We start from the raw sequence: 24,426 nt of genomic DNA, 5'->3' as shown, positions 1-24,426 counted from the left end.
TCACTTAGGCTCCCGGGGCAGGCCGAGAAGGCGCTCGGCAATGATGTTGCGCTGGATCTCGTTGGTGCCGGCGTAGATCGGGCCGCCCAGGGCGAACAGCAACCCCTCGGTCCAGTGATCGACCAACTCAGCGTCAGGACCCTGCATATCGAGTGCGGTCTGGTGCAGGGCGACGTCCAGGTCCGACCAGAACACCTTGGTCACCGACGACTCCGCGCCGAGTTCGCCACCATTGGCCAGCCGGGTCACGGTGCCGAAGGTGTGCAGCCGGTAGGCCTGCGCCTTGATCCAGGCATCGGCAACGCGATCGGTGAAGACCGGATCCGGGTTGGACTTCCACTGCGCGACAAGACGTTCCGCCGGGGCCAGGAAGCGGGCCGGGCTGCGCAGCGACATGCCGCGCTCGTTGCTCGACGTGCTCATCGCCGCGCGCCAGCCCTCGTGCACGCCGCCGATCACATCGTTGTCCGGCACGAACACGTCGTCGAGGAAGATCTCGCCGAAACCGGTGTCGCCGCCGAGCTGGGCGATCGGACGCACGGTGATCCCGGGTGCCTTGAGGTCGAACATGAAGTAGGTCAGACCCTTGTGGCGCTGGGCCTCCGGATCGGAACGGAACAGGCCGAAGCCACGCTCGCCGAACGGTGCGCGTGAGCTCCAGATCTTCTGTCCGTTGAGCTTCCAGCCGCCGTCGACCTTGGTGGCCGTCGAACGCAGCGAGGCCAGGTCGCTACCCGACTCGGGCTCCGACCACGCCTGGGCCCAGATCTCCTCACCACTGGCCATTTTCGGCAGCACGCGCTGCAACTGCTCTTCGGTGCCGTGGGCGAACAGGGTAGGCGCCAACATCGCGGTGCCGTTGGCGCTGGCCCGGCCGGGCGCGCCGGCGTGGAAGTACTCCTCCTCGAACACCACCCACTGCAGCAGGGTGGCATCACGGCCGCCGTACTCCTTCGGCCAGGCGATCACCGAGAGGCCGGCGTCGAAAAGCACCTTGTCCCAACGGCGGTGTTGCTCGAAACCCTCAAGGGTGTCGTACGACTTCGTCGGGAACGAATCCCGATTGGCCGCCAGAAATTCACGGACCTCGGCCCGGAAGGCCTCGGTCTCGTCGTCGAATGTCAGGTCCATTGCACCCCTTCTCGGGTCCCTCTGCTGCGCAGCACCGGCTTGATCACCTTGCCGCCCGGATTTCGCGGCAGTACGTCAAGAAACTCCACCGACCGCGGCACCTTGAAGTTCGCCAGATGCTCACGGGCGTGGGCGATTACGGCCGACTCATCCAGGGACGCCCCTGGCTTCACGACCACGAACGCCTTACCGACCTCGCCGAGCCGCTCGTCGGGCACGCCGATCACCGCTGACTCGGCGACGCCGTCCAGCCGGGCCAGCACCTGCTCGATCTCGGCGGGATACACGTTGAACCCGCCGCAGATGTACATGTCCTTGAGCCGGTCGGTGATGGTCAGGTTCCCGCGTTCGTCGAGGGTGCCGATGTCACCGGTGTGCAGCCAGCCGTCGGCGTCGATGGCCGCCGCGGTGGCCTCCGGATCGTCGAGGTAGCCGAGCATCACGTTCGGTCCGCGTAGCAGCACCTCGCCCGAATCATCCAGGCGCAGTTCGAAATCGGCGATGGGCCGACCGCATGTGGTGGCCACGGTGACGGCGTCGTCGTCGGCGCTGCACATGGTGCCGAACCCGGCCGCCTCGGTCAGGCCGTAGGCGGTCAGCACGATGTCGATGTCGAGTTCGGACTGCATCCGCTCGATCAGCACGACCGGCACCACCGCCGCTCCGGTGACCGAGAAGCGCAGCGACGACAGGTCGTACTCGGCGCGCTTGGGATGGTCCAGCAGGGTCTGGAAGATGGTGGGCGGGCCGGGTAGCACGGTGATGCGCTGCTCGGCAATGCTTTTCAGCGCCTGCTCGGGGTTGAACGTCAGCACCGGGTACAGCGTCGCGCCGGTCTGCAGGCAGGCCAGGATGCCGGCCTTGTAGCCGAAGTTGTGGAAGAACGGGTTGATGCACAGATAACGGTCGGTGCTGGTGACCTGGCCGCACTCGGCCCAGGCCGCCGATCCGTCCAGCGACTGGCGGTGCGCGCACCGGACACCCTTGCTGCGCCCGGTGGTGCCGGAGGTGAACAGGATGTCGGACACGTCGTCGGGTTGCACCGCGGCCGCACGCGCGTCGACCGCTTCCAGGTCAGTGCCCCGGGCGACGAACTCGTCCCAGGTTCCATCCTGTTTCTCGACGGGCACCCGCACGATGTGTCGCAGCGCGGGAAGTGCCTCGCGGTCCAGTTCGGACGCGCGGTCGGAACCGAGGAACTCGCCCGAGGCAATCAGCAACGGGGCCTCGGTGCGGGCCAGGATGTCGGTGGCCTCACTGGCGGTATAGCGGGTGTTCAGCGGCACCATCTCCGCGCCGGCGTAATGCGTGGCCAGGCAGGCCACCACCCAGTGCCAGGTGTTGGGAGACCAGATCGCCACTCGGTCGCCGGGCTCGACACCGAGGTCGATCATCGCCGCGGCGGCCTGGCGTACGTGGGCGCGCAGTTCCGAGTAGGTGAGGCTCTTATGATCGCTGACCAGCGCGTCACGGTCGGAAAACTGCTCGGCAACCCGGTCCAGCACCGCCGGAACGGTGCGGCGATCTTGCCCCGCGAGCGGGTGGTGTGCCCTGGCCATCGACTCCCCTAACAAAGCAAGTGCTTGGTAGGTTAGCCTACAAGGGTGATAGAGGTCCAGGAGTTCCGGGCCGAGGTCCGGCAGTGGCTCGCAGACAATCTCGTAGGCGAATTCGCAGCGCTCAAGGGCCTGGGTGGACCGGGGCGTGAACACGAAGCCTTCGAAGAGCGGCGGGCGTGGAATCAGCATCTCGCCGCCGCGGGATTGACCTGCCTCGGCTGGCCGGTGGAGCACGGCGGCCGTGGGCTGTCGGTCGCGCACCGCGTCGCCTTCTACGAGGAGTACGCCCGCGCCAACGCGCCGGACAAGGTCAACCACCTGGGCGAGGAGCTGCTCGGGCCGACGCTCATCGAGTACGGCACCCCCGAACAGCAGCAGCGGTTCCTGCCCAAGATCCTCGACGTCACCGAGCTGTGGAGTCAGGGCTACTCCGAACCCAACGCGGGTAGCGACCTGGCCAACGTGGCGACGACGGCCGAGCTGGTCGGCGACGAGTGGGTGATCAACGGTCAGAAGGTGTGGACGTCACTGGCCCACTGGGCCCAGTGGTGCTTCGTGGTGGCGCGCACGGAGAAGGGCTCCAAGCGGCACGCCGGGCTGTCCTATCTTCTGGTGCCGCTGGATCAGCCGGGCGTCGAGATCCGCCCGATCATCCAGTTGACCGGCGACTCCGAATTCAACGAGGTGTTCTTCGACGACGCCCGTACCGAGGCCTCGCTGGTCGTCGGCCAGCCCGGCGACGGCTGGCGCGTGGCCATGGGCACGCTGACGTTCGAGCGTGGCGTGTCCACGCTGGGCCAGCAGATTCGCTACGCCCGTGAGCACTCGAACCTGGTCGAGCTGGCCAAGCGCACCGGCGCGGCCGACGATCCGCTGATCCGTCAGAAGCTGACCGAGTCGTGGACCGGACTGCAGGCCATGCGTTCCTACGCGCTGGCCACGATGGATGTCGAGCAGCCGGGCCAGGACAACGTGTCGAAGCTGTTGTGGGCCAACTGGCACCGTGAACTCGGCGAGATCGCCATGGACGTGCAGGGAACGGCCGGGCTGACGCTGGAAGACGGCGAGTTCGACGAGTGGCAGCGGCTCTATCTGTTTTCGCGGTCGGACACCATCTACGGCGGGTCCAACGAAATTCAGCGCAACATCATCGCCGAGCGGGTGCTCGGCCTACCCCGAGAGGCAAAAGGCTGATGAGCGATCTCTCCGTCGCCCCCAACGAGATTGAGGGTCACGGCCTGCTCAAGGGCAAGGTCGTTCTCGTGACCGCCGCCGCCGGCACCGGCATCGGCTCGTCCACCGCCCGGCGCGCCCTGCTGGAGGGTGCCGACGTCGTGGTGTCCGACTACCACGAGCGGCGACTGAACGAGACCCGCGACCAGCTCGCCGAGCTCGGCCTGGGCCGGGTCGAGGCCGTGGTCTGCGACGTCACCTCCACCGAGGCGGTCGACGCGCTGATCGCCCGGTCGGTCGAGAAGATGGGTCGCCTCGACGTCCTGGTGAACAACGCCGGACTGGGTGGCGAGACCCCGCTGGTCGACATGACCGACGACGAGTGGGATCGCGTTCTCAACGTGACGCTGAACTCGGTCATGCGGGCCACCCGCGCCGCGCTGCGGTACTTCCGCGACGTCGAACACGGCGGTGTGATCGTCAACAACGCCAGCGTTCTCGGCTGGCGCGCACAGCACTCGCAGTCGCACTACGCCGCCGCCAAGGCCGGCGTGATGGCACTGACCCGTTGCAGCGCAATCGAAGCCGTCGAATACGGCGTGCGGATCAACGCGGTCTCGCCGAGCATCGCGCGGCACAAGTTCCTCGAGAAGTCGGCGGATGCGGCCCTGCTGGACCGGCTGTCCTCGGACGAGGCGTTCGGCCGCGCGGCCGAACCGTGGGAGATCGCCACCACGATCGCCTACCTGGCCAGCGACTACTCCAGCTACCTGACCGGCGAGGTCATCTCGGTTTCCAGCCAGCGCGCCTGATCTGGTTCCTGCAATGCGGCCCCTGTCCGGAACTCCGGGCAGGGGCCGCATTGTGTGGTGCTAGCTGTCGCTGCCGGAGTCGGAGCTACCGGTTGCGTCCTTCGCGCTGCTGCTGGCCTCGCTAGTGGTGGTCGTCTTGCTGATTCGATCTTTCAGTCCGGTGACCGACTTCTCGATACCCTGGCGAATGTCGTTGAGGCCCTTGTTGACTTCATTGGCCGCACTCTCCACCGAGGTACGGATCTGCTGGGCGGGCCGGCTTGAAGTGGTACCGATCTTGCCGGGTTCTGCCTTGTTTCCGGCCGAAAGATCGGTTGCGCCATTGGAACTGACGGTCGCTGCGGCGGGAGCGGCAGCTTCGGTGGTGTCATCCGTGGCCGTGTCGGCCTCGGTCGGCACGGATGGAGCCTCGGGCGCCGACACGGCCGCAATGTCCGGCTGGGGCGACGTGTCGGTTGTGGAAGCTGCCACGGCGGTGGGTGGTGCGGGAGGGGTGATCGCTGCCGCGATCGCCTGCGGAATCTTGACGAACAAAGCCTCGGCGGGGGACCAGTAGGTGAATCCGCTCTTAGTCAGGATCCCGACACCTCGTGCCGGGGGCCAGGGTGGCCGTCGGATGATGAGTTGCCCGTTGAGCATTCCGTCAGTGAACTCGGCGGGAGCGTTGACGATCGTGCTGACTGCGGCGATCGGGTCACCGGCAGTTGCTGCATCAACGAAGGATTGAGCGATGGTGGCCGTCACGGCGATCATATTCTGCGCCAGACTGAGCAAGCCAAACGCGGGCTTGCCTATGATTCCGGTGTCCAAGCCCTGCGCCGCAATCAACTTCGCTACGTTCGCGATGTTCTGGGTGATTTGGCCAGGAATGGAGAGCATCGAGAGCATCGGGAAGAGCGCGGTGCCCATGGCCATGAGGGCGAAGCTGATCTGTTGTGCAGCATCTTTCACATTGCCGTCGGCGAGCGACTCCTGGGCTTTTGTGAGTAACGTGGGTAGGTCGCCGGCGCCGTTGCCAGTTACAAACGTGAAGAGGCCCTGAGCGCTTGACGACAGGGCGGTGCCGACTGTGTTCGCGTACCGCGTCTGGTTCTCGATGACCTGAGTCAGCACTGGAAACGGTTTGGCGGATGCCGCGTCGACGATCCTCTGCAGATTTGTCTGCGTCGTCGTGAGCACCTCGCTCCAGCGGGCGATGGGGTCCACGAAGGTGGAGGCGGCGAGTTGTACGGAGGCCGACGACATCGCCGGCGTTTGGACTTCCGGCATGGGTGCCGTAATAGGCGCGACGGCGACCACGCTCGCCGCAGTCAGGGCTATTGCAGCCGTGGAGAACGGACGTAGAGCTCTGTGCATCAAAACCCCTTCGAGGGCACTAGGTGTCAGTGACCGGACGAAGGTATCTGAGAGTCAGCTGAGAAAGCTTTTCAATTCTTGGCTACTTTTCGATTCTTGTGGAACACGTTTCAATTACTTCAATCCGCAACGATTCCGATCTAATGGCTCGGGACGGCGTAGGGGTGAGGTGAATTCGGGATTCGGCCCTGTATCAGGGTCTATCGCACTGACCGGCGGTAGGCGCGAGGCGATAGACCGACACGACGTCCGAACGTGGCGGCAAAGTGACTCGGGTTCGGAAAGCCCACCGCAGAGCCGATTTCTGTCATCGACAAGGAGGTGCTCACCAGCAAGGTCTTGGCCTGCTCGATGCGGCGATCCAACAGGAATTGATACGGGGTGGTGTGGAACGCCCGCCGGAATGCCTTGATGAATGTTTCGACGGGCATCCCGGCGAACCGCGCCAGCGAGTCCACGCTGATCTCGGAGTCCAAGCCGTCGTTCAGGTACTCGACGATCGCCGCCTGAGTGGTGGCGTCCAGAGACCGACGCTCGTCGCGCTTTCCTTGCCGGCCTAGCGTGTGGGCGTCGACGATGAGCAGTCGCAGTGTCTCTGCCGAAGATTCTTTGAGTAACCGAGCGACCGTGTCCTCACGACCGGCAACGCTGCAGATCTCCTCAACGAGATGATGGATCAGCGGGTTTCGATATTTGACCCGCGGAATCAAAGCCGCATCGCCAATCGCACGACCAGGAATTGAGATCTCGCAATATCCCGCAGTGTCGCCTTGGACCAGTGCTGCGCAGGCAAGGCCGGCAGGTTTCCACCAGATGTCTCCCGCGCTGGGCGGAACACGTCCTGAGGGGCCCCAGTCGAGCAGCGTCTCCATTGAGCGCATGGCTCCGTGCCGATATACGTACATCACGTGGTTGGTGGCGTCGACGCTGCACCAATCGGTGGGTGCGGATATCCGTTCGCTGACGAAGTTGAACGACAAGCCGCGGGCCGAGACGATGTCCTGCTTGAGCACCGTACGTGGAGTCTGGGGTCGGTCACCGTCCCACGGCTTCATGGCCATGCGCGGGAGTGTATCCACGCGGACAGGCGAGCATCGGGGAAATGAATGCATTCAAGGGCGACGGTGACGAACACCCCTTGGCAAGGTGCGGATCAGCGAGCGCCTAGGGCTCGTCCATCCCGCGCTGGGCGAGGCCGGTCCGGTCCGCCCAGCCACGGATGTCGCCCTTGGCGATGGCCAGCGCCAGCAGCTCGGGAAAGGCGTCGGGGGTGCACGCGAACGCGGGAACTTCCATGGCGGCCAGATCGGCGGCGATCTCCCGATCGAATGACGGTGCGCCCGAATCGGACAGCGCCAGCAGCACGACGACAGTGACTCCCGCGTCGACGAGTTGTTTGACGCGGGCCAGCATCTCGTCGCGGACGCCACCTTCGTAAAGGTCGGAGATCAGCACGAAGATGCTGTCGGTCGGCCGCGTGATCAGGGTCTGGCAGTAGGCGATGGCCCGGTTGATGTCGGTGCCGCCACCGAGTTGGGTGCCGAACAGCACGTCGACGGGGTCGTCGAGCAGGTCGGTCAGGTCGACGACTTCAGTGTCGAACACCACGAGCGACGTGCGCAGGGAGCGCATCGACGCGATAACCGCGCCGAAAACCGCGGAGTACACGATCGATTCGGCCATCGAACCGGACTGGTCGATGGCCAGCACGATGTCCTTGGTCACCGACCGCCCGGCGCGGCGGAACCCGACCAGCCGCTCGGGGATGATCGTCTTCAGGTCCGGCTGGAACGTTTTCAGGTTGCGTGCGATGGTGCGGTTCCAGTCGATGTCGGAGGCCAGCGGCCGGTTGGTCCGTGCGCTGCGCGACAGCGCGCCGCGCAGCGTGGCCCGAGTGCCGTCGGCGATGCGGCGCTCGATGTCCTCGACCACCTTGCGTACCAGGGCCCGCGCCGAGGCCTTCGATTCGTCGGGAATGGCCTCGCCGAGCGTGATCAACGTGGTGGCCAACGACAGGTCCGGGACGATGCTGTCCATCATCTCCGGTTCGAGCAGCAGCATGCGCAGGTTGAGCCGTTCGATGGCATCCTGCTGCATCACCTGAACCACGGTGCTGGGGAAGTACTTTCGGATGTCTCCCAACCATCGCGCCACCTTCGGTGCCGATCCGCCGAGGCCGCCCTTGCGGTCGTACAACGCCGACAGGGCCTTGTCCATCTCGACGTCACCGGCGTGCAGGCTGGGCAGCGATTCGGCATCCGACCCCAGCACCAGCCGCCACCGGCGGTCGCGTTCGTCGGGCGTGGTGTCGTCAGCCATCGGTGATCCCCCGTGCGAAGATGGCCGCCGCCGCGATCACTGCGGGCCGGGCGCGGTCGGCGTCGACGTCGAATTCGGTGTGGGCGGCCGAACCCGCGGTGGCCACCGCGTGCCCGATGTTGCGTTTGACACCGGCGTCGAACGTGCTGAAGGTGCGACGCACCAGCGGTAGGACATCGGTGAACTCGGTTGCGGTCAGACCGATCAGCCATTCGTCGATCACCGAGAGCAGTTCGGTGTCGTGTACCAGCAGCAGTCCGCTGCCGGACAGGAAGCCCTCGATCCACGCGGACTTCTCGTCGGCCGGCGCGCCGATGCTCAACGCGCGCCGCATGCGGTGGGCCGCCTCGGTGGTGGTGAACATGGCTCCGTCGACCCCGATCCGGACGAACCGGCCGATCAGGCTTCCGTGCAGGTCATCGCGATCGGCCAGCCGTGCGATGGTGGCGAGCCATTCGCCGCGGACATCCGTATCGAGCAGATCGACGGTTTCGGTCACCGCGTTGACGTGCACGAGTATCTCGGCGGCGGCGTCCGGACCGAGCCCGGTCAGCGTCGCGGGCAGGCCGACGTTGACCCGGCGCAGCAGCGACGTGGTGACCTCGCCGAGCGCGGCCGCGTCGGTGCGACGCACATCGCCGTAGCGCAGGGACCGGGCCAGGGCGGGCAGAGCCGCCATGAGTTCGGTGAGGTCGCGGTCGACGGCGGCCTTGTTCTCCAGGATGCTCAGCAGGTGCGGGACGGCCTCGTCGACGCCTCCCAGCAGGGCGGCCTCGATGGCTGCGGTGACCTCGCCCAGATGCGCGGCGTTCCCGGCGACATCGATCAGTTTGGCCTTGCAGGCGCGATATACCGTGTTGCCCCACACCGACGAAATCACGACCTTCACGGCGAACTCCGGTAGCCACTGCAGGGTCCATGGTTCCTTGAACGTGCCCTGCCCGGTGGCGATCTCGGGCTCGCCCCACGGAATGTCGAGAACGGCGAGCCGGTGCAGCAGATGGGATTTGGCCAGATCGTTGGGTTTGCGCAGGTCTAGGGTGACCTGCTTGGCGGCGGCATCTGGCTTGAGCCGCAACGACTTCTGCTGTTTGGTGAGGTCGGCCAGCAGCGGCACCATCGGCAGGTGTTCGGGAATGCTGCCGAGCCGTTCACCCACCACCAGCTCCCGCACGATGAGCCCGAACCGGGTATCGGAACCCTCGCACAGCACGGCCTCGGTGGCCTCGTTGACCTCGCTCAACCCGGGATGGGCGCGGCCCCGCATCGCCGCCAGCGCGTTGGCCAGGCGGACGCCTTCGATGACATGCGCGGAGGAGACGAAGATGTCGTGTTCGCGCAATGCCCGGGCCGCCAACGTCAGCCAGGTTTCCACCGGGCGCTCGCGTTCTAGGAACGCGTGCTGATACCAGCCGGGCGACCGGATGCCCGCGCCGTAACCCGAGGCCGCGGCCAGCCGTGAATGGGTCCACGGCACCCACACCGTCGCGGACTTCACCTTCGGCAGCCCACGCAGCAGCGCCGAATCCGCGCTGGCGGCGGGAAGTTTGCCGGATAGTGCGGGTGCGTGCCAGGCCCCGCACACCACGACGACCGTCGCGAATTCCTTGGCGGCTTTGCGGATTACCTGACGCATGTGTGCTTCACGCTGATGCTCGATCGGATCGTCCTCGGCGGGTTCGAGCTCCCGCACGGTCCGCATTGCCTCGGTGATCGCGTCGAATCCGGTTCCATCGGTGCGAGATTCAACAACGTCATCCCACCAGCGTTCAGGGTCGTCGTAACCCGCGGCCTCGGCGAGCGCCCCGATCGGATCGATGCGCACGAACGATGCGCTCTCGTGCCGCTCGTCGCGCTGGGCCAGCACGGTGGCCGCGGGCAGATCGCAGAACCGCACCGGAACCTCGTTGCGCGCGGCCCACAGCAGCGCCTGCCACTCCGGGGAGAATCCGCCGAACGGCCAGAATGCCGACACCGCGGGATCGTCGACCGCATACGCCATGATCGCGACGGGCGGCACCATCTCGGTGTGGTCGACGTCGGTGGTCAGCGCGTTCGCGTCGGCCGGTCCTTCGATCACCACGATGTCGGGCCGGATCCGGTCGAGCTCGGACACCACGGCACGGGCAGACCCCGGACCGTGATGCCGAACCCCCAGGACGTGGGTGGTCACGAGTTCAGCACGTCCCGCGATGCCCGGTAGAAGTCGGCCCACCCGTCACGTTCCCGCACGACGGCCTCGAGGTATTCCAGCCACACCACCGCGTCGTTGACCGGATCCTTCACCACCGCACCGACGATGCCCGCGGCGGTATCGGCCGGCCGCAGCACGCCATCGCCGAAGTGTGCCGACATCGCGATGCCCTGCGTGACCACGGAGATCGCCTCGGCGGTGGACAGCGTGCCGGACGGCTGCTTGAGCTTGTTGCGGCCGTCGGCGGTCAACCCGGAGCGCAGTTCGCGGAACACCGTGACCACACGGCGAATTTCGTCGGCGGAGGTCGGAACCGCGGGCAGCTGCAGGGATCCACTGATGTCGGCGACCCGGCGCGTCACGATCTCCACCTCGTCGTCGAGGCTCGCCGGCAGCGGAAGTACCACGGTGTTGAACCGCCGCCGCAGCGCCGAGGACAAATCGTTGACACCTCGGTCGCGGTCGTTGGCCGTCGCTATCACGTTGAAACCCTGGGTGGCCTGCACCTCGGTGCCGAGTTCCGGGATGGGAAGCGTCTTTTCGGAGAGCACCGTGATGAGTGCGTCCTGCACCTCCGACGGGATGCGGGTGAGCTCTTCGAGGCGGGCGATCTTGCCGTCGCGCATCGCGGTCATGATCGGTGACGGAACCAGGGCCTGCTCGGACGGGCCTTCGGCGATCAGCCGAGCGTAGTTCCAGCCATACCGGACGGCCTCCTCGACGGTGCCCGCGGTGCCCTGCACCAGCAGCGTCGAATCCCCGGTGACGGCCGCGGCCAGATGCTCCGACACCCAGGTCTTGGCGGTGCCGGGGACGCCGAGCAGCAGCAGTGCCCGGTCGGTGGCCAGCGTCGCCACGGCCACCTCGATGATGCGCCGGGGTCCGATGTACTTCGGGGTGATCTCCACTCCGTCAACGGTTTCCCCGCCCAGCAGATAGCGCACCACGGCGTGCGGCGACATCGACCAGTTCGGTGGTACGGGTTTGTCGTCGGCCGACCGCAGGGCGGCGAGTTCGGCGGCGAACAACTGCTCGGCGTGCGGGCGCAGGAGGGCGGGTGTCATCGGAGTTCCTTTGCAAGGTCGAATCGCAGGGTGAGCAGCTCGAATATGGTCGCGTAGAACGTGTGCAGTTCTTCGTCGGTGGTGAGGTCGGCGAGCTTCGCGAAGCGCGGCAGCCAGTCCAGCGGGTACCCGGCGGCGAGGTATGCGGCGGCCTCGCGGCGTTGACGCGCCGTGCCCCAGCCCGCCCCGGCCAGCGATCCGAACAGAGCCGCGGCAACGTCGGGGGCGAACGGTCGCGGCAGGCTCGCCACGATGCGTACCAAGGGCGCGGCCTGTGCGGTATGGGTGAGCGCGCGGATCATCTCGGCCGAGATCGCCGGATGCGCCGTGGCGGCGTCGAAGTAGGTGGCGTAATCGCCGGGCAGGCAACGCTGCAACAGCGGCACCGCCCAGGTGGGATTGTTGCCGCGCAGCGCACTGGCGGTCAGCGCGGCCAGGACGGCCTGATCAGTGTCATATAGCGCGCGGGCCACCTTCTCCGGTGCGACGGCGCCGAACACCTCGGACCAGAACGCGATCGGGGTGCGGGCGACGACGGCTTCCGGTTTGGTGGTGCTCAGCCCGTCACGGACCGCCGCGGCGTCGGGCCCGGGCAACGAATGGACCGCGATCTTCACGCCCAACATCGACTTCTTGACCGAGAAGAGCTGAGCGGCACGGGCTTTCATACGGTCGAGGTAGCGGCTGCGGCGGCGCCCGCCGAGCACGGCGATGGCGGCGCTACGCACGGTGACCGCCCGGTCGTCCAGGGCGGCCTCCAAGAACGGTTCGTCGGCGTCATGTTCGGGTGACGCGAACGCCGCCAACAGAGCGGCCCGGGACTCGGCATCCTCGCTGGACCAGTGCTGAGCCACCAGGTCGCGGGCCCGGTCCGGGTCGAGCGTCCTGGCGGTGGCGAGCCAGTTCAGGCGCTTGGTGGTATCACCGTGGGTGTAGTCGGATTCCTTGGGCCACTCCGTGGACTGACCGTGGAGAACCTGGCGCAAGGCGCGGTGATTGCGACCGTAGTGCTCGACGGCATACCACTGGCCGCCGGAGCCGATCGCATCCCAGAGTGCCTGCGTCACAACGTCACTCTGCTGTAGCCGCAACAGCATCGGGATGAGCCGCGGGGGCAGACGCAGGCCGGCCATGGCGATGTCGGTGACCGCGCCGTCGAGGATGGGGCGGGCGGTGAGCGCACGTTCGATGAGGAACGCATGGGCGTCGGTGATGAGTGGCCGGGTTTCCGGAGGCGCCGGATCACTGCCCACCTCGACGTGCTCAGAACGCTGCCCGGCCCGTCGTGCCAGCGCGTAGAGGCCGGCCACCCGCAACACCGATCCGACCGGATCGGCCGCGTCGCACACCGCAGCCACGCTGCCGTCGACCGGAGCGTCGAAGGCGGCCGTGGGGAAGGGCTTTGCGCCGAAGCCGACGGTTGCGGCCGAGATCATCCGCTGATAGTCGCTCACAGCGCAGTCACCGCCGGTCCGGTCAGACGCGACGGCGGCGCGTCGCTCAACAGCGACAGCGGATCGACGCCGTCCGTGGTGATCTCGACCAGCAGCGGCTGCAAACGCCCGCCGCTTCCGGCCTGCAGTCGCGCCCAGCGGTCGTCGTCGCAGATCGCCGGCAGGGCGTTGCCCTCGGCGTCGACCAGATGCCGGCGTTTGGGCCTGCTGTGCTGTACGGCGCGGGCGGTGACGATCGCCGGAAAACACAGCAGCCACGGATCGACGGCCAGTGCGCGAGCCCGTGCCGCGAGCGCGTCGTCGATACCGGTACCGGTCACGTTGAGGTGTTGCACGGGGACGGTCGGCACGTCGCCGTCGGGGATTGCCACGCGGAAGCTCGACGGGCCGCCCGGATAGAGGTGGACACCGCCGGCGAACTCGCGGCCGGGAACAACCCGGTTGTCGAAGCTGGTGCCGCTCGGTGCGGTCGACTGCACGTTGACCAACAGCCCGGTGTCCGTGCCGCTCAACCACATCCGCCGGGTGGTGTACCGATCCTCCAGCGTCTCGGCATATCCGAGCACCTGCCAGGTGTCGTTCACGGCATCGGTGGCGAGTACCTCGGCCCGCGACACGGTGAATCCGATGTGGCGCCGGACGGCGGCGGCAGTCTCCTCGGGCAGGGCGTCGATGGTGCGGTATGCGTCGGTCAGCAGGCGCATCAACCCGAGATCCTCGATGATCTTCCGTGGCCACTCGTCATCCGTGAGATGGCCGGGCAGGCTGCGCAGCCAGCGCGCCAGGCCGGGTGCCTTCGCGTCGACCATGCGTCTGGCGATCGGCTCGCTCCATCCGGCGTAAGGATCGGCGCTGATCCCGGCGATGCCGTTGCGGACCTGATCGTCGATCCACCGACGGAGTTGCTCCAGGCCCTCGGCGACGCTGTGCTCCCGCGCCGCGAGGGCTTTCTCGCTGACCTCACGCGGGGCCCTCGGGGGCGCGGGGGTGACCACGGTGTCGGCCGGAGCCTCGGCCGTCGCGTCCACACTGCCGCCGCACCACCGCAGCACCAGGCCGACCACGTGCTTGCAGGGGAACTGCCGCGACGGGCACGAGCATTTGTACGTCGGACCCACCAGATTGACCTGCACGCGGTACGGGGTGCGTCCGCTGCCCTGGAAGTCGCCCCACAACAAGGTCTGGGTGGCGCCGGTGTTGGACCAACCCGCCGCGCCCGCCAGTTTCCGGCCCGCGGCGAAGGCCTTCCCGGCAAACTGGCGTACCTCGTCGGTGGACCACGTCGTGTTCTGGTCCACGCTGTTGTTCACCGCCGCCCCTCCAGATACCTGCTGACCCCGGCCAGCGTAACCAGGTCGGCCGACACCCGACTACAGCAAATTTCCGGCGGTCTCCACAAGATCTTCACAATCGCTGCCCGGCGGCACCACAACCTGCACCTAGAGTCGGATTCGTGAAGCGAATCCTGGTGGTCGACGACGAGCCGACCATCTTGTCCGCGGTCGCCACCCGGCTGCGCGCCGAGGCGTTCGAGGTCGACACGGCCGTCGACGGACCATCGGCGGTGGCAACCGCCGCGGCGACCCAGCCGGATCTGGTGGTGCTCGATGTGATGCTGCCGGGCTTCGACGGGCTGGAGGTGTGCCGGCGCATCCAGGCCGAACGGGTCGTGCCGGTCCTCATGCTGACCGCACGCACCGATGAGACCGACATGCTGATCGGTCTTGGTATCGGTGCCGATGACTACCTGACCAAGCCGTTCAGCATGCGTGAGCTGGTGGCCCGGGTCCGGGTGCTGCTGCGCCGGGTGGACCGGGCCGCCGCCGATCAGCCGCTGTCGGTGGGTGAATACCGCATCGACCTGACCGAGCGCCGGGTTCACCAGGGCGACCGGGAGATTCACCTCACCCGAACCGAATTCGACCTGCTGGCCTTCTTGGCCGGCCGCCCCAGGGCCGCGGTGGCCCGCGAGACGCTGCTGGAACAGGTTTGGGGTTGGGCCTCGGAGGTGGAGAGCCGCACGGTGGACAGCCACGTCAAGGCGTTGCGCCGCAAGCTCGGATCAGAGTTGATCCGCACGGTGCACGGGGTCGGCTACGCGCTCGAGGTACCCCGGTGAGCATCGTCGCCGAACTGTGGGATCGGCTGCCCAGACCGCTTGACCCATTCGCGTCGTTCAAGGTCAAGACCGGTCTGTTGGTGGGCGGGGCGATCCTGCTGGCCTCGTTCACGTTCTGGATCGGCGCCAGCTGGCAGTTCCGGTATGCGCTGCTGGCCGCGCTCGCCACGTCGCTGATTCTGACGCAGTTCCTCGCCCACGGCATGACCTCACCGCTGCGGCAGATGACCGCAGCCGCGCGCGCCATGGCCCGAGGCGACTACAGCATCCGGGTACGCGCCACCTCACGCGACGAAATCGGGCAACTGGCAACGGCTTTCAACCAGATGGCGGCGGACCTCGGCGCCGCCGACGAGTACCGGCGGGGCCTGATCGGCAATGTGTCCCACGAGCTTCGTACACCGATCACCGCGCTGCAGGCCGTCCTAGAGAACGTGGTCGACGGGGTCGTCGAACCAGACGCCCAGACCATGCGGATGGCACTGTCACAGACCGAACGCCTCGGCGAGCTGGTGACCAACCTGCTCGATCTGTCCCGCATCGAGGGCGGGGCGATCCCGTTGCAGATCAGCCGGTTCGACGTCGACGAATTTCTGCGCGAGGCCGTGGCACATGTTTCCGTGTCGGCGGGTGACGTGGCGGTGGACATCAGGGTGTCACCGCTGGGCCTGAAGGCCGTTGCGGATCCGGCGCGGCTGCGGCAGGTCGTGGTCAACCTGGTGGACAACGCGATTCGGCACAGCCCGGCCGGTGGCCGGGTGACGGTGCAGGCCGGCCGCGGGGCATCCGGACTGCGGCTCGAGGTGTCCGATCAGGGCCCGGGGATCGCGGCCGCCGAGCGGGAACGCGTTTTCGAGCGGTTCACCCGCGGCGCCACCTCCGATGGGGGCACCGGGCTGGGTCTGGCCATCGCGCGCTGGGCGGTCGAATTGCACGGCGGGGTTATCGAAGTGATGAACGCCGAGGCGGGGTGCCGGATCAGGGTCGGCATCCCGGAGCCGACGACGGGGGAGGAAACGACATGACGACGGTGGTTCCAGGAGTTCCGGCCTATCCGGGACAGCCCGTGATGCCGCCACTGATCGGTCCCGCGTTGCCGAGTTCGGGAGAGCCCGGATGGACGATGTGGCCGCGGCGCGTCTGGCCGATCGTCCCGCTGGCGTCGGCGCCGTACCGGGTGTTGGGGCCGGCGGTGGTGGTGGGCCTGGTGGGCACCGCGCTGTGGCGTCCGTCGGTGCTCAGCATCGGGTACCTGGTTGTCGGGTTGATGGTGTTCGCCGTGGTGTACGGCACCGCGGAGCGTCGGCCCACTCGTACGGAGTGGGCCGGGATGGCGTTGACCCTGGCACTTCTCGCCGTTCCCGCGGTGCTGGCCGCGGAGTGGCTGGGCGTGCTGTGTGTCATGGCGGCCTGGATCGTCGGTTGGTGCACGCTGTTCGGTGGGCGAACCTGGACTGCGGTGTTCTCCGGGCCGTTCCTGCCGTGGCTGTTGCCGGCGCGGGTGAGCGGGTGGGTGCGACGTGGAATGCCGTCGCGGGGAGGCGTCGCCAACCCGGGGCGCATCGCGGTGGTCGTCGGCCTCACCGTGGTCATGGTGCTGGTGTTCGGGGCCCTGTTCGCCTCGGCGGATGCGGCTTTCGCTCATTGGGCCGGAACCCTGGTGCCGTCCTTCGACGGAGCCGAGGGCATCGCACGGATCGTGGTGTTCGGGATCGTGGCGTCCTTCGTCCTCGGTGGTGCCTACCTGACTCGATTCCCACCGCGGCTGGACGCCCTGGCCCCGGCGCCGATGCGGCCGGTGCCGCGGTGGGAGTGGGCGCTGCCGCTCGGGGTGCTCGACGTGTTGTTCATCGCGTTCGTGGTGGTGCAGGCCGCGGTGCTGTTCGGCGGCCACACCCACGTGTTGGAAACCGAAGGGCTGACCTACGCGGAGTACGCCAGGCAGGGCTTCTGGCAGCTGCTCTGGGTGTCTGCGCTGACCCTCTTGGTGCTCGCCGTGGTGATCCGGGTGGCCGGCCGGACCGACACCGGTGATCGCCGATTGCTGCGGGTCCTGGTCGGAATCCTCTGTGCCACCTCGGTTGTCGTGGTGATCTCGGCGATCCATCGGATGTGGCTGTACCAGCAGGCATACGGGTTCAGCACCGATCGGGTGATGGTCGTGACCATCGAACTGTGGCTGGGCGTGGTGTTCCTCCTGGTGGCCGCGACCGGGATCCGGATGTCGGGACGCTGGCTACCGCACGCGGTATTGGTGGCGGGAGTGGCCGCCCTGCTCGGACTGGCGGTGCTCAATCCCGAGAGGCTGGTCGCCGATAAGAACATCGACCGGTTCGAACAGAACGGCCAGCTCGACGCCGAATACCTGTCCAACCTGTCCTCAGACATCGATCCGGCATTGCACCGGCTGCCTGAGCACATCCGGGCGTGCGTGCGATCCGATGGGCCCGAGTCGGATCCGTGGTATCTGTTCAATCTGTCCCGGGCTCTTGCGGACCGGCCGGTGGTCACCGAGCTGCCCGAGTACTGCTCTCCGTACTGGTCGTATCCGCAGTACCGGTAAACGCCAGAATCGTGCCGATTCAAACGCTGTCAACGGCGCTGCCGTCGGCCGAAGGTATGCCGTGTGACCGCACTCTCCGTCGAGGACCTCTCTCGAACCACTCCGCTGGAACCGATCGCGCTCGATCCTGAGGCGCTGGGATATCCGACCGACAATCGAGCCGCCATCCCGCCGCTCGCCAAGCAGTGGGAGAGGCTCGACTTCCGTGAGATCTTGTCCCGGCCCGCGGCGTTTCTGTCGATCAGCCAGTCCAACTCGCTGTACAAGCCGGGCGGGGTCCAATATGCCGAAGGTCATGCTTTCCGGGGCAGCCTTGAGGCGACCGTGAAGGTGGCAAAGGCGGCGCGATCGGCGGCGAACTTCGTGTCGTTCAACTGGATCGGGTTCTCCGTGTTCCGCGACGACTACCCGAAGACAGATTTCGATCGCGTGCAGTACGACGGCTGGACCGGCCATATCGACGCCACGCCCGAGCAGATCGCCTGGGACAACGAACTCGTGGGCGAGCTGCGCGAGCTGGTTGAACCCGGTGACAACGAGTTGTACGAAAAGGCGTTGCAGACGGCCTTCGTCGGTACCGACCTGCCCGGCGCGTTGAGTCGGCAGCGGGTGGAGGTGTTGGTGCTCACCGGGATCCATCTCGACTGGTGCGTCGAGGGCAATGCGCGCGCGGCGCGCGATCACGGCCTGTTGCCCATCGTGATCGGCGATGCGACCGGTGCCGCCCACCCCGATCAGGAGCGGGCCGCCTTCGAACGGATCAACAACTTCTTCGCGCCGGTGATCACGTCGGATCAGTTCGTGGAGTGGGTCGGCCGCTGATGGGAAACGTCGGTCTGCTTCTCGTGGGTGTGGCGCTGTTCGTCAACGGACTCGTCTCGGTCGGTCTGGTCAGCGGGCGCGGCGCCGCCCCGATCAACCTGTTCGTCGGTGCCGCCCAGGTCGTCCTGCCGACGCTGGTGCTCGTGCAGTCGGGCGGCGATCCCGCCATCGTCAACGCGACCTGGCCGAGTTATCTGTTCGGATTCACCTACCTGTGGTTCGGGTTCATCCAGATCTTCGACATCGATCCGCGCGGATTCGGTTGGTACAGCACGTTCGTCGCGGCCATCGCGGCGTACTACGCGATAACGAGTGTCGGGTCCGATCCGGTGTTCGCCGTCATCTGGGCGACCTGGGCGATCATGTGGACGTTGTTCTTCGTGCTGTTGGGGCTCGGGGTCGGCAAGGTCGGTCGGCTCGATCTGGGCCACTTCACCGGATGGTTCCTGGTGCTGCTCGGCATTCCGACCTGCACCGTGCCGGCGATCCTGCTGTTGAACGGGATCTGGCCGACCTCACCGGTGGCCGGCGCGGCTGCGCTGGTGGTGCTGCTGGCCGCCACTGCGCTGTCGGTCGTGCTCTCCCGGCGCAGTGCCGGCGGTGACGTCGCGNGCACCGGGCTGGGTCTGGCCATCGCGCGCTGGGCGGTCGAATTGCACGGCGGGGTTATCGAAGTGATGAACGCCGAGGCGGGGTGCCGGATCAGGGTCGGCATCCCGGAGCCGACGACGGGGGAGGAAACGACATGACGACGGTGGTTCCAGGAGTTCCGGCCTATCCGGGACAGCCCGTGATGCCGCCACTGATCGGTCCCGCGTTGCCGAGTTCGGGAGAGCCCGGATGGACGATGTGGCCGCGGCGCGTCTGGCCGATCGTCCCGCTGGCGTCGGCGCCGTACCGGGTGTTGGGGCCGGCGGTGGTGGTGGGCCTGGTGGGCNGGGGGCCGGTTTCCCGTGCGAGTGACGAGAGCGCTGCGCCCATACGTGACCTAGCAAGCGCTTGGTTGCTATGCTGGGGCGATGGGGGAAACACCCGCCCAGCCGGCGAGCAGACGCGACGAGCTACTCGATCTTGCCGCAACGATGTTTGCCGAACGCGGACTGAAGGCGACGACGGTCCGCGATATCGCCGACTCCGCGGGAATTCTGTCCGGCAGCCTCTACCACCACTTCAAGTCCAAAGAGCAGATGGTCGAAGAGGTGCTCAAGGACTTTCTGGACTGGCTTTTCGCCCGCTACCAGCAGATTCTCGACACCGAGACCACGCCGCTGGGCCGACTCACCGGGCTGTTCATGACGTCGTTCGAGGCGATCGAGCACCGGCACGCGCAGGTGGTCATCTACCAGGACGAGGCCAAGCGGCTGTCCGCACAGCCGCAGTTCTCTTTCGTCGATGAGCGCAATCGTGAGCAGCGCAAGATGTGGGTGGACATCCTGCACGAGGGCGTCGCCGACGGTTCCTTCCGCCCCGATCTCGACGTCGACCTGGTGTACCGGTTCATCCGCGATACCACCTGGGTGTCGGTCCGCTGGTACCAACCGGGTGGGCCACTCACGGCCGAGCAGGTCGGCCGCCAATACCTCGCCGTAGTTCTCGGCGGAATCACGCTGTCAAAGGAGACCAACAATGCCTGAGGCCTACATCATCGACGCGGTGCGTACGCCGGTCGGGAAGAAGAACGGCTCGCTGGCCCAGGTGCACCCGATCGACCTCGGCGTGCACGCGTTCAAGGCCATCTTCGACCGCAACGACGTCGACCCGGGTGCCGTGGACGACGTCATCGTCGGCTGCGTCGACGCAATCGGTGGGCAGGCCGGCAACATCGGCCGGTTGACCTGGCTGGCCGCCGGATACCCCGAGTCGGTCCCCGGCGTCACCGTGGACCGGCAGTGCGGTTCCAGCCAGCAGGCCATTTCCTTTGGCGCGCAGGCCATCATGTCCGGCACCGCTGATCTCATCCTGGCCGGCGGCATGCAGAACATGAGCTGGATCCCGATCTCGTCGGCCATGGTGGTCGGCAAGGAATTCGGATTCACCTCGCCCACAAACGAATCCAAGAACTGGCTGCACCGCTACGGTGACCAGGAGATCTCCCAATTCCGCGGCTCGGAAATGATCGCCGAGAAGTGGGACATCTCCCGCGAAGAGATGGAGCAGTTCGCCTACAACAGCCACCAGCGAGCGTTCGCCGCGATCCGGGCCGGGCACTTCGACAACGAGATCGTCCCGGTCGGCGACTTCGGCGTCGACGAGGGCCCGCGGGAGTCGACGCTGGAGAAGCTCGCCTCCCTGAAGCCGCTCGTCGAGGGTGGCCGGCTCACCGCGGCGCTGGCCAGCCAGATCTCCGACGGCGCGGCGGCTGTGCTGCTGGCGTCCGAAGAAGCGGTCAACAAGTACAACCTCAAGCCCCGGGCCCGCATTCACCACATCAGTGCTCGCGGCGACGATCCGGTGATGATGCTGACCGGCCCGATCCCGGCCACGCAATATGCGCTGGAGAAGACCGGCCTGACGATCGACGACATCGACACCGTCGAGATCAACGAGGCATTCGCGCCCGTCGTGCTGGCCTGGCTCAAGGAAACCAAGGCCGATCCGGCCAAGGTCAACCCGAGCGGCGGCGCCATCGCCCTGGGCCACCCGCTCGGCGCCACCGGCGCCAAGCTGTTCGCCACCATGCTGAACACCCTGGAGCGCACCGGCGGCCGCTACGGCCTGCAGACCATGTGCGAGGGCGGCGGCACCGCCAACGTCACCATCATCGAGCGCCTCTAGTCTCTCCGCGACCAGACGCAAAACTGCCCTTTTCCCACGGGAATTGGGCAGTTTTGCGTCTGCTCGTCCGGGTGACAGTCACACCCAACGGCTACGCGGCGGCGGGGCCTGTGGTGTCACCCACGCCTTGGCGTAACGGTTCTTGCCGGCGCGTTGGGGGTCGCGGCTGCGGTAGATCACGAAGGGACGCACCAGGTAGCCGATCGGTGCGCTGAACATGTGGACCAGCCGCGTGTACGGCCAGAATCCGAGCAGGGCGAGCACCACCAGTACATGTGCCTGGAAGCTCCATGGGGTTTCGGCCATCAACTCCGGCGAGGGGTGCAGCGTGAACAGACTGCGAAACCACGGCGACACGGTCTCGCGATAGTTGTAGGTGGAGAAGACGTTGGTGAGTGTGTTCAGCATCCCGGTCGACAACGCACCGACCAGCAGCAGGTACATCAGCTTGTCGTTGAACGTGGTGGCGGTGCGGACCTCCGGGACGGTGATCCGGCGGTAGAGCAGGATGGCGACACCGGCGACGACCGCCAGGCCGGCAATCGATCCCATGCCCACCGACATCAGGTGGTAGGCGTGTTCGGAGATCCCGACTGCTGCCGTCCACGACTGCGGGATCATCAACCCGACGACGTGCCCGGCCAGCACACCGAGGATGCCGAAGTGGAACAGCGGGCTGCCCAGTCGCAGCAACCTGCTCTCGTAGATCTGCGAAGACCTTGTGGTCCAACCGAACTGGTCGGCCTTGTAGCGCCAGATGTGCCCGAGCAGGAACGAGGTGAAGGCGATGTACGGCAGGGTCATCCACAGCACGTTGCTCATACGCGTCCTCCTGAAGACATCGGATCCATCGCGAACGGGTCGAGGCCGACGTCCTCGTCGGGCGGACCTTCCGCGGCGAGCTGGGCGATGCGGCGACGGTCGGCGCTGTTCACCGGGGGCAGGGTGGTCAGGATCGCGGCGAGCAGCCCGGCGTAGTAGGACTCGTTGTCCTGCAACGAAAGCCGCAGGAGTTCGAGCACCGGGACGTGCTCGGCCAGCAGCCGTTCGCCTTGCACTTGATCGACCGTCGCGGCGAACTCGAGCACCATGGGCAGGTAGTCGGGCAACTCTGAATTCTCCAGGTCACCGACTTCCAGGCCGGCCTGCCGGTAGGCGTGCTTGAACCGCAGCAGAGCCATCCCGCGTTTGCGGGTATCGCCATAGGCGTAGTAGGTCAGATGCAGGCTGCTGCGTCGTTGCATGTCGAACGTCTCGACGTAGTTCGACGCGCGCCGCATCGGATCGGTGTCGCCGAATCGGCGCAGGAACTCCGCCAGCGGTTCCCGTGCCGAGTCCGGTAGTTCCGCTGCGGCAGCGGCCAGTTGGTCGATGAGCGCAGCGGTTTCGGCAGTCGGATAGTCGAGCAGCAGCGCGGCGATGCGCCACACGAGTCGCTGCTGGTGTTCGGACAGGGCAGTGCCGGTCCCGGTTCTGCGGCCGAGGGTGAGTAGCTTCATGTGGTCGGCAACAGCCCGTCTGTGCTCCGGCCGTCCCAGTTGAGCAGGTTCACCCGGGTGGGGTCACCTTGCGGGACAGCATCGTTGGTGTGCGTCAGGTGGAACTTGTCCACCATTGTGTCAAACGCGGTCATGCCCGGGCCGCCGTCACCGTCCAGGCTGCAGCCGGTGGCCAGCGCATCGAGGCGATGCGCATCGGACCCGGCCCCGGTGGGGATGACGTACCGGTCCTGGTACTTGGCGATGGCCAGCAGCCGGTACATCGACCCGATCTCGTCGCCGCTCAGGCGCACCGATTCGGGTATGGTCTCGTCGAACTCCTCGCCGAGATTGGCGGCCCGCATGTAGGCGCGCATCGCCGCCAGCCGCTGCAGGGCGGCCCGGACGGGGCCCACGTCACCGGCGGTGAACAACTCGGCGAGGTACTCGACCGGGATTCGCAGCGTGTCTATGGCGCCGAACAGGTTGTTCTTGTTCTCTCCGTCGTGTCCGGTCTCCTTGAGGATGTCCACGACCGGCGACAGCGGCGGCACGTACCAGACCATCGGCATGGTCCGGTATTCCGGATGTAGCGGCAGCGCCACCTGGTAGTCGACGATCAGCCGGTACACCGGTGAATTCTGCGCGGCCTCAATCCATTCCGTGGATATCCCGGCGCGTTCGGCCTCGGCGACGACGCGCGGGTCGTGCGGGTTGAGGAACACGCCGAGCTGTGACGGGTAGAGGTCCTTGTCCTCGGTGACCGACGCGGCCTCCAGGACCGCGTCGGCGTCGTAGAGCATCACGCCGATGTAGCGGAGCCGCCCGACGCAGGTCTCCGAGCACACCGTGGGGATGCCGACCTCGACGCGCGGGTAGCAGAACGTGCATTTCTCGGCCTTGCCGGTCTTGTGGTTGAAGTAGATCTTCTTGTACGGGCATCCGGTGACGCATTGCCGCCAGCCCCGGCACTTGTCTTGATCCACCAGCACGATGCCGTCTTCGGAGCGCTTGTAGATCGCACCGGACGGGCACGATGCCGCGCAGGCCGGGTTGAGGCAGTGCTCGCAGATCCGTGGTAGGTAGAACATGAAGGTCTGCTCGAACTCGAGTTTGACCTGGTCTTCAAGCTTGCCCAGCAACGGGTCCCGGCTCACCTGCTCCGGACCGCCGCCCAAGTCGTCGTCCCAGTTGGCGCCCCAGGTGACCTTGGTGTCGCGTCCGGTGATCAACGATTTGGGCCGCGCGACGGGTGTGGTGTCCATGGCCGGCGCGGCGAGCAGGTTCTCGTAGTCGTACGTCCAGGGGTCGTAGTAATCCGACACCGTGGGCAGGTCGGGGTTGGCGAAGATGTTCAGCAGGCGTTTGAACCGCGAGCCGGACTTGAGGGTCAGCTTGCCGCGCTTGTTCAGCGTCCAGCCGCCCTTCCACTTCTCCTGGTCCTGGTACTGCCGCGGATAGCCTTGTCCTGGGCGGGTTTCCACGTTGTTGAACCACACGTACTCCACACCGCTGCGGTTGGTCCACGCCTGCTTGCACGTGACACTGCAGGTGTGACAGCCGATGCACTTGTCGAGGTTCATCACCATCGCGAGCTGCGCCATGAC

Annotated in this window: 21 protein-coding genes; 9 read left to right on the top strand and 12 right to left on the bottom strand. The window is 66.7% G+C overall.

The window, feature by feature from the left end; all coding sequences use genetic code 11:
• Both BN4332_RS17345 and fadD3 read right to left on the bottom strand, forming a co-directional pair.
• Nucleotides 1–1,131, bottom strand: coding sequence for an acyl-CoA dehydrogenase family protein (locus BN4332_RS17345; RefSeq protein WP_066900017.1), 1,131 nt, complete (start codon nt 1,129–1,131; stop codon nt 1–3).
• Nucleotides 1,122–2,690 (bottom strand): 3-((3aS,4S,7aS)-7a-methyl-1,5-dioxo-octahydro-1H-inden-4-yl)propanoate--CoA ligase FadD3, encoded by a 1,569-nt coding sequence (fadD3, locus tag BN4332_RS17340; RefSeq protein ID WP_066900015.1) that lies wholly within the window; start codon nt 2,688–2,690, stop codon nt 1,122–1,124. The genes BN4332_RS17345 and fadD3 overlap by 10 nt, the downstream gene beginning before the upstream one ends.
• A gap of 45 nt (nt 2,691–2,735) precedes the next feature.
• On the opposite strand from fadD3, the gene ipdE1 reads away from it, so the two are divergent.
• Entirely contained in the window at nt 2,736–3,884 is a 1,149-nt protein-coding gene (gene ipdE1, locus BN4332_RS17335; RefSeq protein WP_066900013.1) for an acyl-CoA dehydrogenase IpdE1, read from the top strand.
• Nucleotides 3,884–4,675, top strand: coding sequence for a (5R,7aS)-5-hydroxy-7a-methyl-1-oxo-2,3,5,6,7,7a-hexahydro-1H-indene-carboxyl-CoA reductase (gene ipdF / locus BN4332_RS17330; protein ID WP_066900011.1), 792 nt, complete (start codon nt 3,884–3,886; stop codon nt 4,673–4,675). The genes ipdE1 and ipdF overlap by 1 nt, the downstream gene beginning before the upstream one ends.
• Before the next feature lie 60 nt (nt 4,676–4,735).
• Here ipdF and BN4332_RS17325 read toward each other — a convergent pair whose 3' ends face one another.
• From BN4332_RS17325 to BN4332_RS17295, 7 genes are all read right to left on the bottom strand, one after another.
• Entirely contained in the window at nt 4,736–5,944 is a 1,209-nt protein-coding gene (locus BN4332_RS17325; protein WP_096866931.1) for a hypothetical protein, read from the bottom strand.
• Between the two features lie 287 nt (nt 5,945–6,231).
• Nucleotides 6,232–7,092: a helix-turn-helix domain-containing protein gene (locus BN4332_RS17320; protein ID WP_066900007.1), complete on the bottom strand. Its 861-nt coding sequence runs from the start codon at nt 7,090–7,092 to the stop codon at nt 6,232–6,234.
• A 103-nt stretch (nt 7,093–7,195) separates the two neighbouring features.
• Entirely contained in the window at nt 7,196–8,350 is a 1,155-nt protein-coding gene (locus BN4332_RS17315) for a VWA domain-containing protein (protein WP_066900005.1), read from the bottom strand.
• Complete coding sequence (locus BN4332_RS17310) at nt 8,343–10,523, bottom strand: DUF5682 family protein (protein ID WP_235654117.1); 2,181 nt, start codon at nt 10,521–10,523, stop codon at nt 8,343–8,345. Before BN4332_RS17310 ends, BN4332_RS17315 begins: the two co-directional genes overlap by 8 nt.
• On the bottom strand, nt 10,520–11,608 hold the full coding sequence (locus BN4332_RS17305; RefSeq protein WP_066900003.1) for an ATP-binding protein: 1,089 nt from the start codon (nt 11,606–11,608) through the stop codon (nt 10,520–10,522). Before BN4332_RS17305 ends, BN4332_RS17310 begins: the two co-directional genes overlap by 4 nt.
• Nucleotides 11,605–13,062: a DUF5691 domain-containing protein gene (locus BN4332_RS17300; protein WP_066900001.1), complete on the bottom strand. Its 1,458-nt coding sequence runs from the start codon at nt 13,060–13,062 to the stop codon at nt 11,605–11,607. The genes BN4332_RS17305 and BN4332_RS17300 overlap by 4 nt, the downstream gene beginning before the upstream one ends.
• Nucleotides 13,059–14,372, bottom strand: a complete 1,314-nt coding sequence (locus BN4332_RS17295; RefSeq protein ID WP_066899999.1) for an SWIM zinc finger family protein — start codon at nt 14,370–14,372, stop codon at nt 13,059–13,061. The genes BN4332_RS17300 and BN4332_RS17295 overlap by 4 nt, the downstream gene beginning before the upstream one ends.
• 143 nt (nt 14,373–14,515) lie before the next feature.
• On the opposite strand from BN4332_RS17295, the gene BN4332_RS17290 reads away from it, so the two are divergent.
• The 7 genes from BN4332_RS17290 (at nt 14,516) to fadA6 (ending at nt 21,341) form a co-directional block, all read left to right on the top strand.
• Entirely contained in the window at nt 14,516–15,181 is a 666-nt protein-coding gene (locus BN4332_RS17290) for a response regulator (protein ID WP_066899997.1), read from the top strand.
• Nucleotides 15,178–16,206 carry a HAMP domain-containing sensor histidine kinase gene (locus tag BN4332_RS17285; protein ID WP_066899995.1) on the top strand — a complete coding sequence of 343 codons (1,029 nt, stop codon included), beginning with the start codon at nt 15,178–15,180 and terminating at the stop codon, nt 16,204–16,206. Before BN4332_RS17290 ends, BN4332_RS17285 begins: the two co-directional genes overlap by 4 nt.
• Nucleotides 16,203–17,744, top strand: a complete 1,542-nt coding sequence (locus BN4332_RS17280) for a DUF4153 domain-containing protein (protein WP_066899994.1) — start codon at nt 16,203–16,205, stop codon at nt 17,742–17,744. The genes BN4332_RS17285 and BN4332_RS17280 overlap by 4 nt, the downstream gene beginning before the upstream one ends.
• A gap of 63 nt (nt 17,745–17,807) precedes the next feature.
• On the top strand, nt 17,808–18,566 hold the full coding sequence (locus BN4332_RS17275) for a cysteine hydrolase family protein (RefSeq protein ID WP_066899992.1): 759 nt from the start codon (nt 17,808–17,810) through the stop codon (nt 18,564–18,566).
• Nucleotides 18,566–19,315: an AmiS/UreI family transporter gene (locus tag BN4332_RS17270; protein ID WP_338066780.1), complete on the top strand. Its 750-nt coding sequence runs from the start codon at nt 18,566–18,568 to the stop codon at nt 19,313–19,315. The genes BN4332_RS17275 and BN4332_RS17270 overlap by 1 nt, the downstream gene beginning before the upstream one ends.
• Nucleotides 19,316–19,585: 270 nt before the next feature.
• A complete protein-coding gene (locus BN4332_RS17260) occupies nt 19,586–20,200 on the top strand; it encodes a TetR/AcrR family transcriptional regulator (protein ID WP_066899988.1) in 615 nt (204 codons plus the stop codon).
• Entirely contained in the window at nt 20,193–21,341 is a 1,149-nt protein-coding gene (fadA6, locus tag BN4332_RS17255; RefSeq protein ID WP_066899986.1) for a steroid 3-ketoacyl-CoA thiolase FadA6, read from the top strand. The genes BN4332_RS17260 and fadA6 overlap by 8 nt, the downstream gene beginning before the upstream one ends.
• 78 nt (nt 21,342–21,419) lie before the next feature.
• Here fadA6 and narI read toward each other — a convergent pair whose 3' ends face one another.
• The 3 genes from narI to narH are packed head-to-tail and all read right to left on the bottom strand — an operon-like array spanning nt 21,420 to nt 24,423.
• Nucleotides 21,420–22,163 (bottom strand): respiratory nitrate reductase subunit gamma, encoded by a 744-nt coding sequence (gene narI, locus BN4332_RS17250; RefSeq protein WP_066899984.1) that lies wholly within the window; start codon nt 22,161–22,163, stop codon nt 21,420–21,422.
• Nucleotides 22,160–22,840 (bottom strand): nitrate reductase molybdenum cofactor assembly chaperone, encoded by a 681-nt coding sequence (narJ, locus tag BN4332_RS17245; RefSeq protein WP_066899982.1) that lies wholly within the window; start codon nt 22,838–22,840, stop codon nt 22,160–22,162. Before narJ ends, narI begins: the two co-directional genes overlap by 4 nt.
• Complete coding sequence (gene narH, locus BN4332_RS17240; RefSeq protein WP_066899980.1) at nt 22,837–24,423, bottom strand: nitrate reductase subunit beta; 1,587 nt, start codon at nt 24,421–24,423, stop codon at nt 22,837–22,839. The genes narJ and narH overlap by 4 nt, the downstream gene beginning before the upstream one ends.
• Nucleotides 24,424–24,426 lie beyond the last annotated feature (3 nt).

The sequence above is a fragment of the Mycolicibacterium houstonense genome (assembly GCF_900078665.2).
In the GTDB taxonomy this organism is placed as follows: Bacteria; Actinomycetota; Actinomycetes; order Mycobacteriales; family Mycobacteriaceae; genus Mycobacterium; species Mycobacterium houstonense.
Note: the sequence above shows the minus strand (reverse complement) of the source record. Positions and strands in the feature narration are given on the sequence as shown.

Excerpts from the sequence above, each read along its gene's own strand:
- BN4332_RS17280 (WP_066899994.1), top strand. The coding sequence starts at position 16,203 with ATGACGACGGTGGTTCCAGGAGTTCCGGCCTATCCGGGACAGCCCGTG.
- fadA6 (WP_066899986.1), top strand. The coding sequence starts at position 20,193 with ATGCCTGAGGCCTACATCATCGACGCGGTGCGTACGCCGGTCGGGAAG.
- BN4332_RS17260 (WP_066899988.1), top strand. The coding sequence starts at position 19,586 with ATGGGGGAAACACCCGCCCAGCCGGCGAGCAGACGCGACGAGCTACTC.
- BN4332_RS17315 (WP_066900005.1), bottom strand. The coding sequence starts at position 8,350 with ATGGCTGACGACACCACGCCCGACGAACGCGACCGCCGGTGGCGGCTG.
- BN4332_RS17345 (WP_066900017.1), bottom strand. The coding sequence starts at position 1,131 with ATGGACCTGACATTCGACGACGAGACCGAGGCCTTCCGGGCCGAGGTC.
- narI (WP_066899984.1), bottom strand. The coding sequence starts at position 22,163 with ATGAGCAACGTGCTGTGGATGACCCTGCCGTACATCGCCTTCACCTCG.
- BN4332_RS17305 (WP_066900003.1), bottom strand. The coding sequence starts at position 11,608 with ATGACACCCGCCCTCCTGCGCCCGCACGCCGAGCAGTTGTTCGCCGCC.
- ipdF (WP_066900011.1), top strand. The coding sequence starts at position 3,884 with ATGAGCGATCTCTCCGTCGCCCCCAACGAGATTGAGGGTCACGGCCTG.
- BN4332_RS17320 (WP_066900007.1), bottom strand. The coding sequence starts at position 7,092 with ATGGCCATGAAGCCGTGGGACGGTGACCGACCCCAGACTCCACGTACG.
- narJ (WP_066899982.1), bottom strand. The coding sequence starts at position 22,840 with ATGAAGCTACTCACCCTCGGCCGCAGAACCGGGACCGGCACTGCCCTG.
- BN4332_RS17325 (WP_096866931.1), bottom strand. The coding sequence starts at position 5,944 with ATGCCGGAAGTCCAAACGCCGGCGATGTCGTCGGCCTCCGTACAACTC.
- narH (WP_066899980.1), bottom strand. The coding sequence starts at position 24,423 with ATGGCGCAGCTCGCGATGGTGATGAACCTCGACAAGTGCATCGGCTGT.
- fadD3 (WP_066900015.1), bottom strand. The coding sequence starts at position 2,690 with ATGGCCAGGGCACACCACCCGCTCGCGGGGCAAGATCGCCGCACCGTT.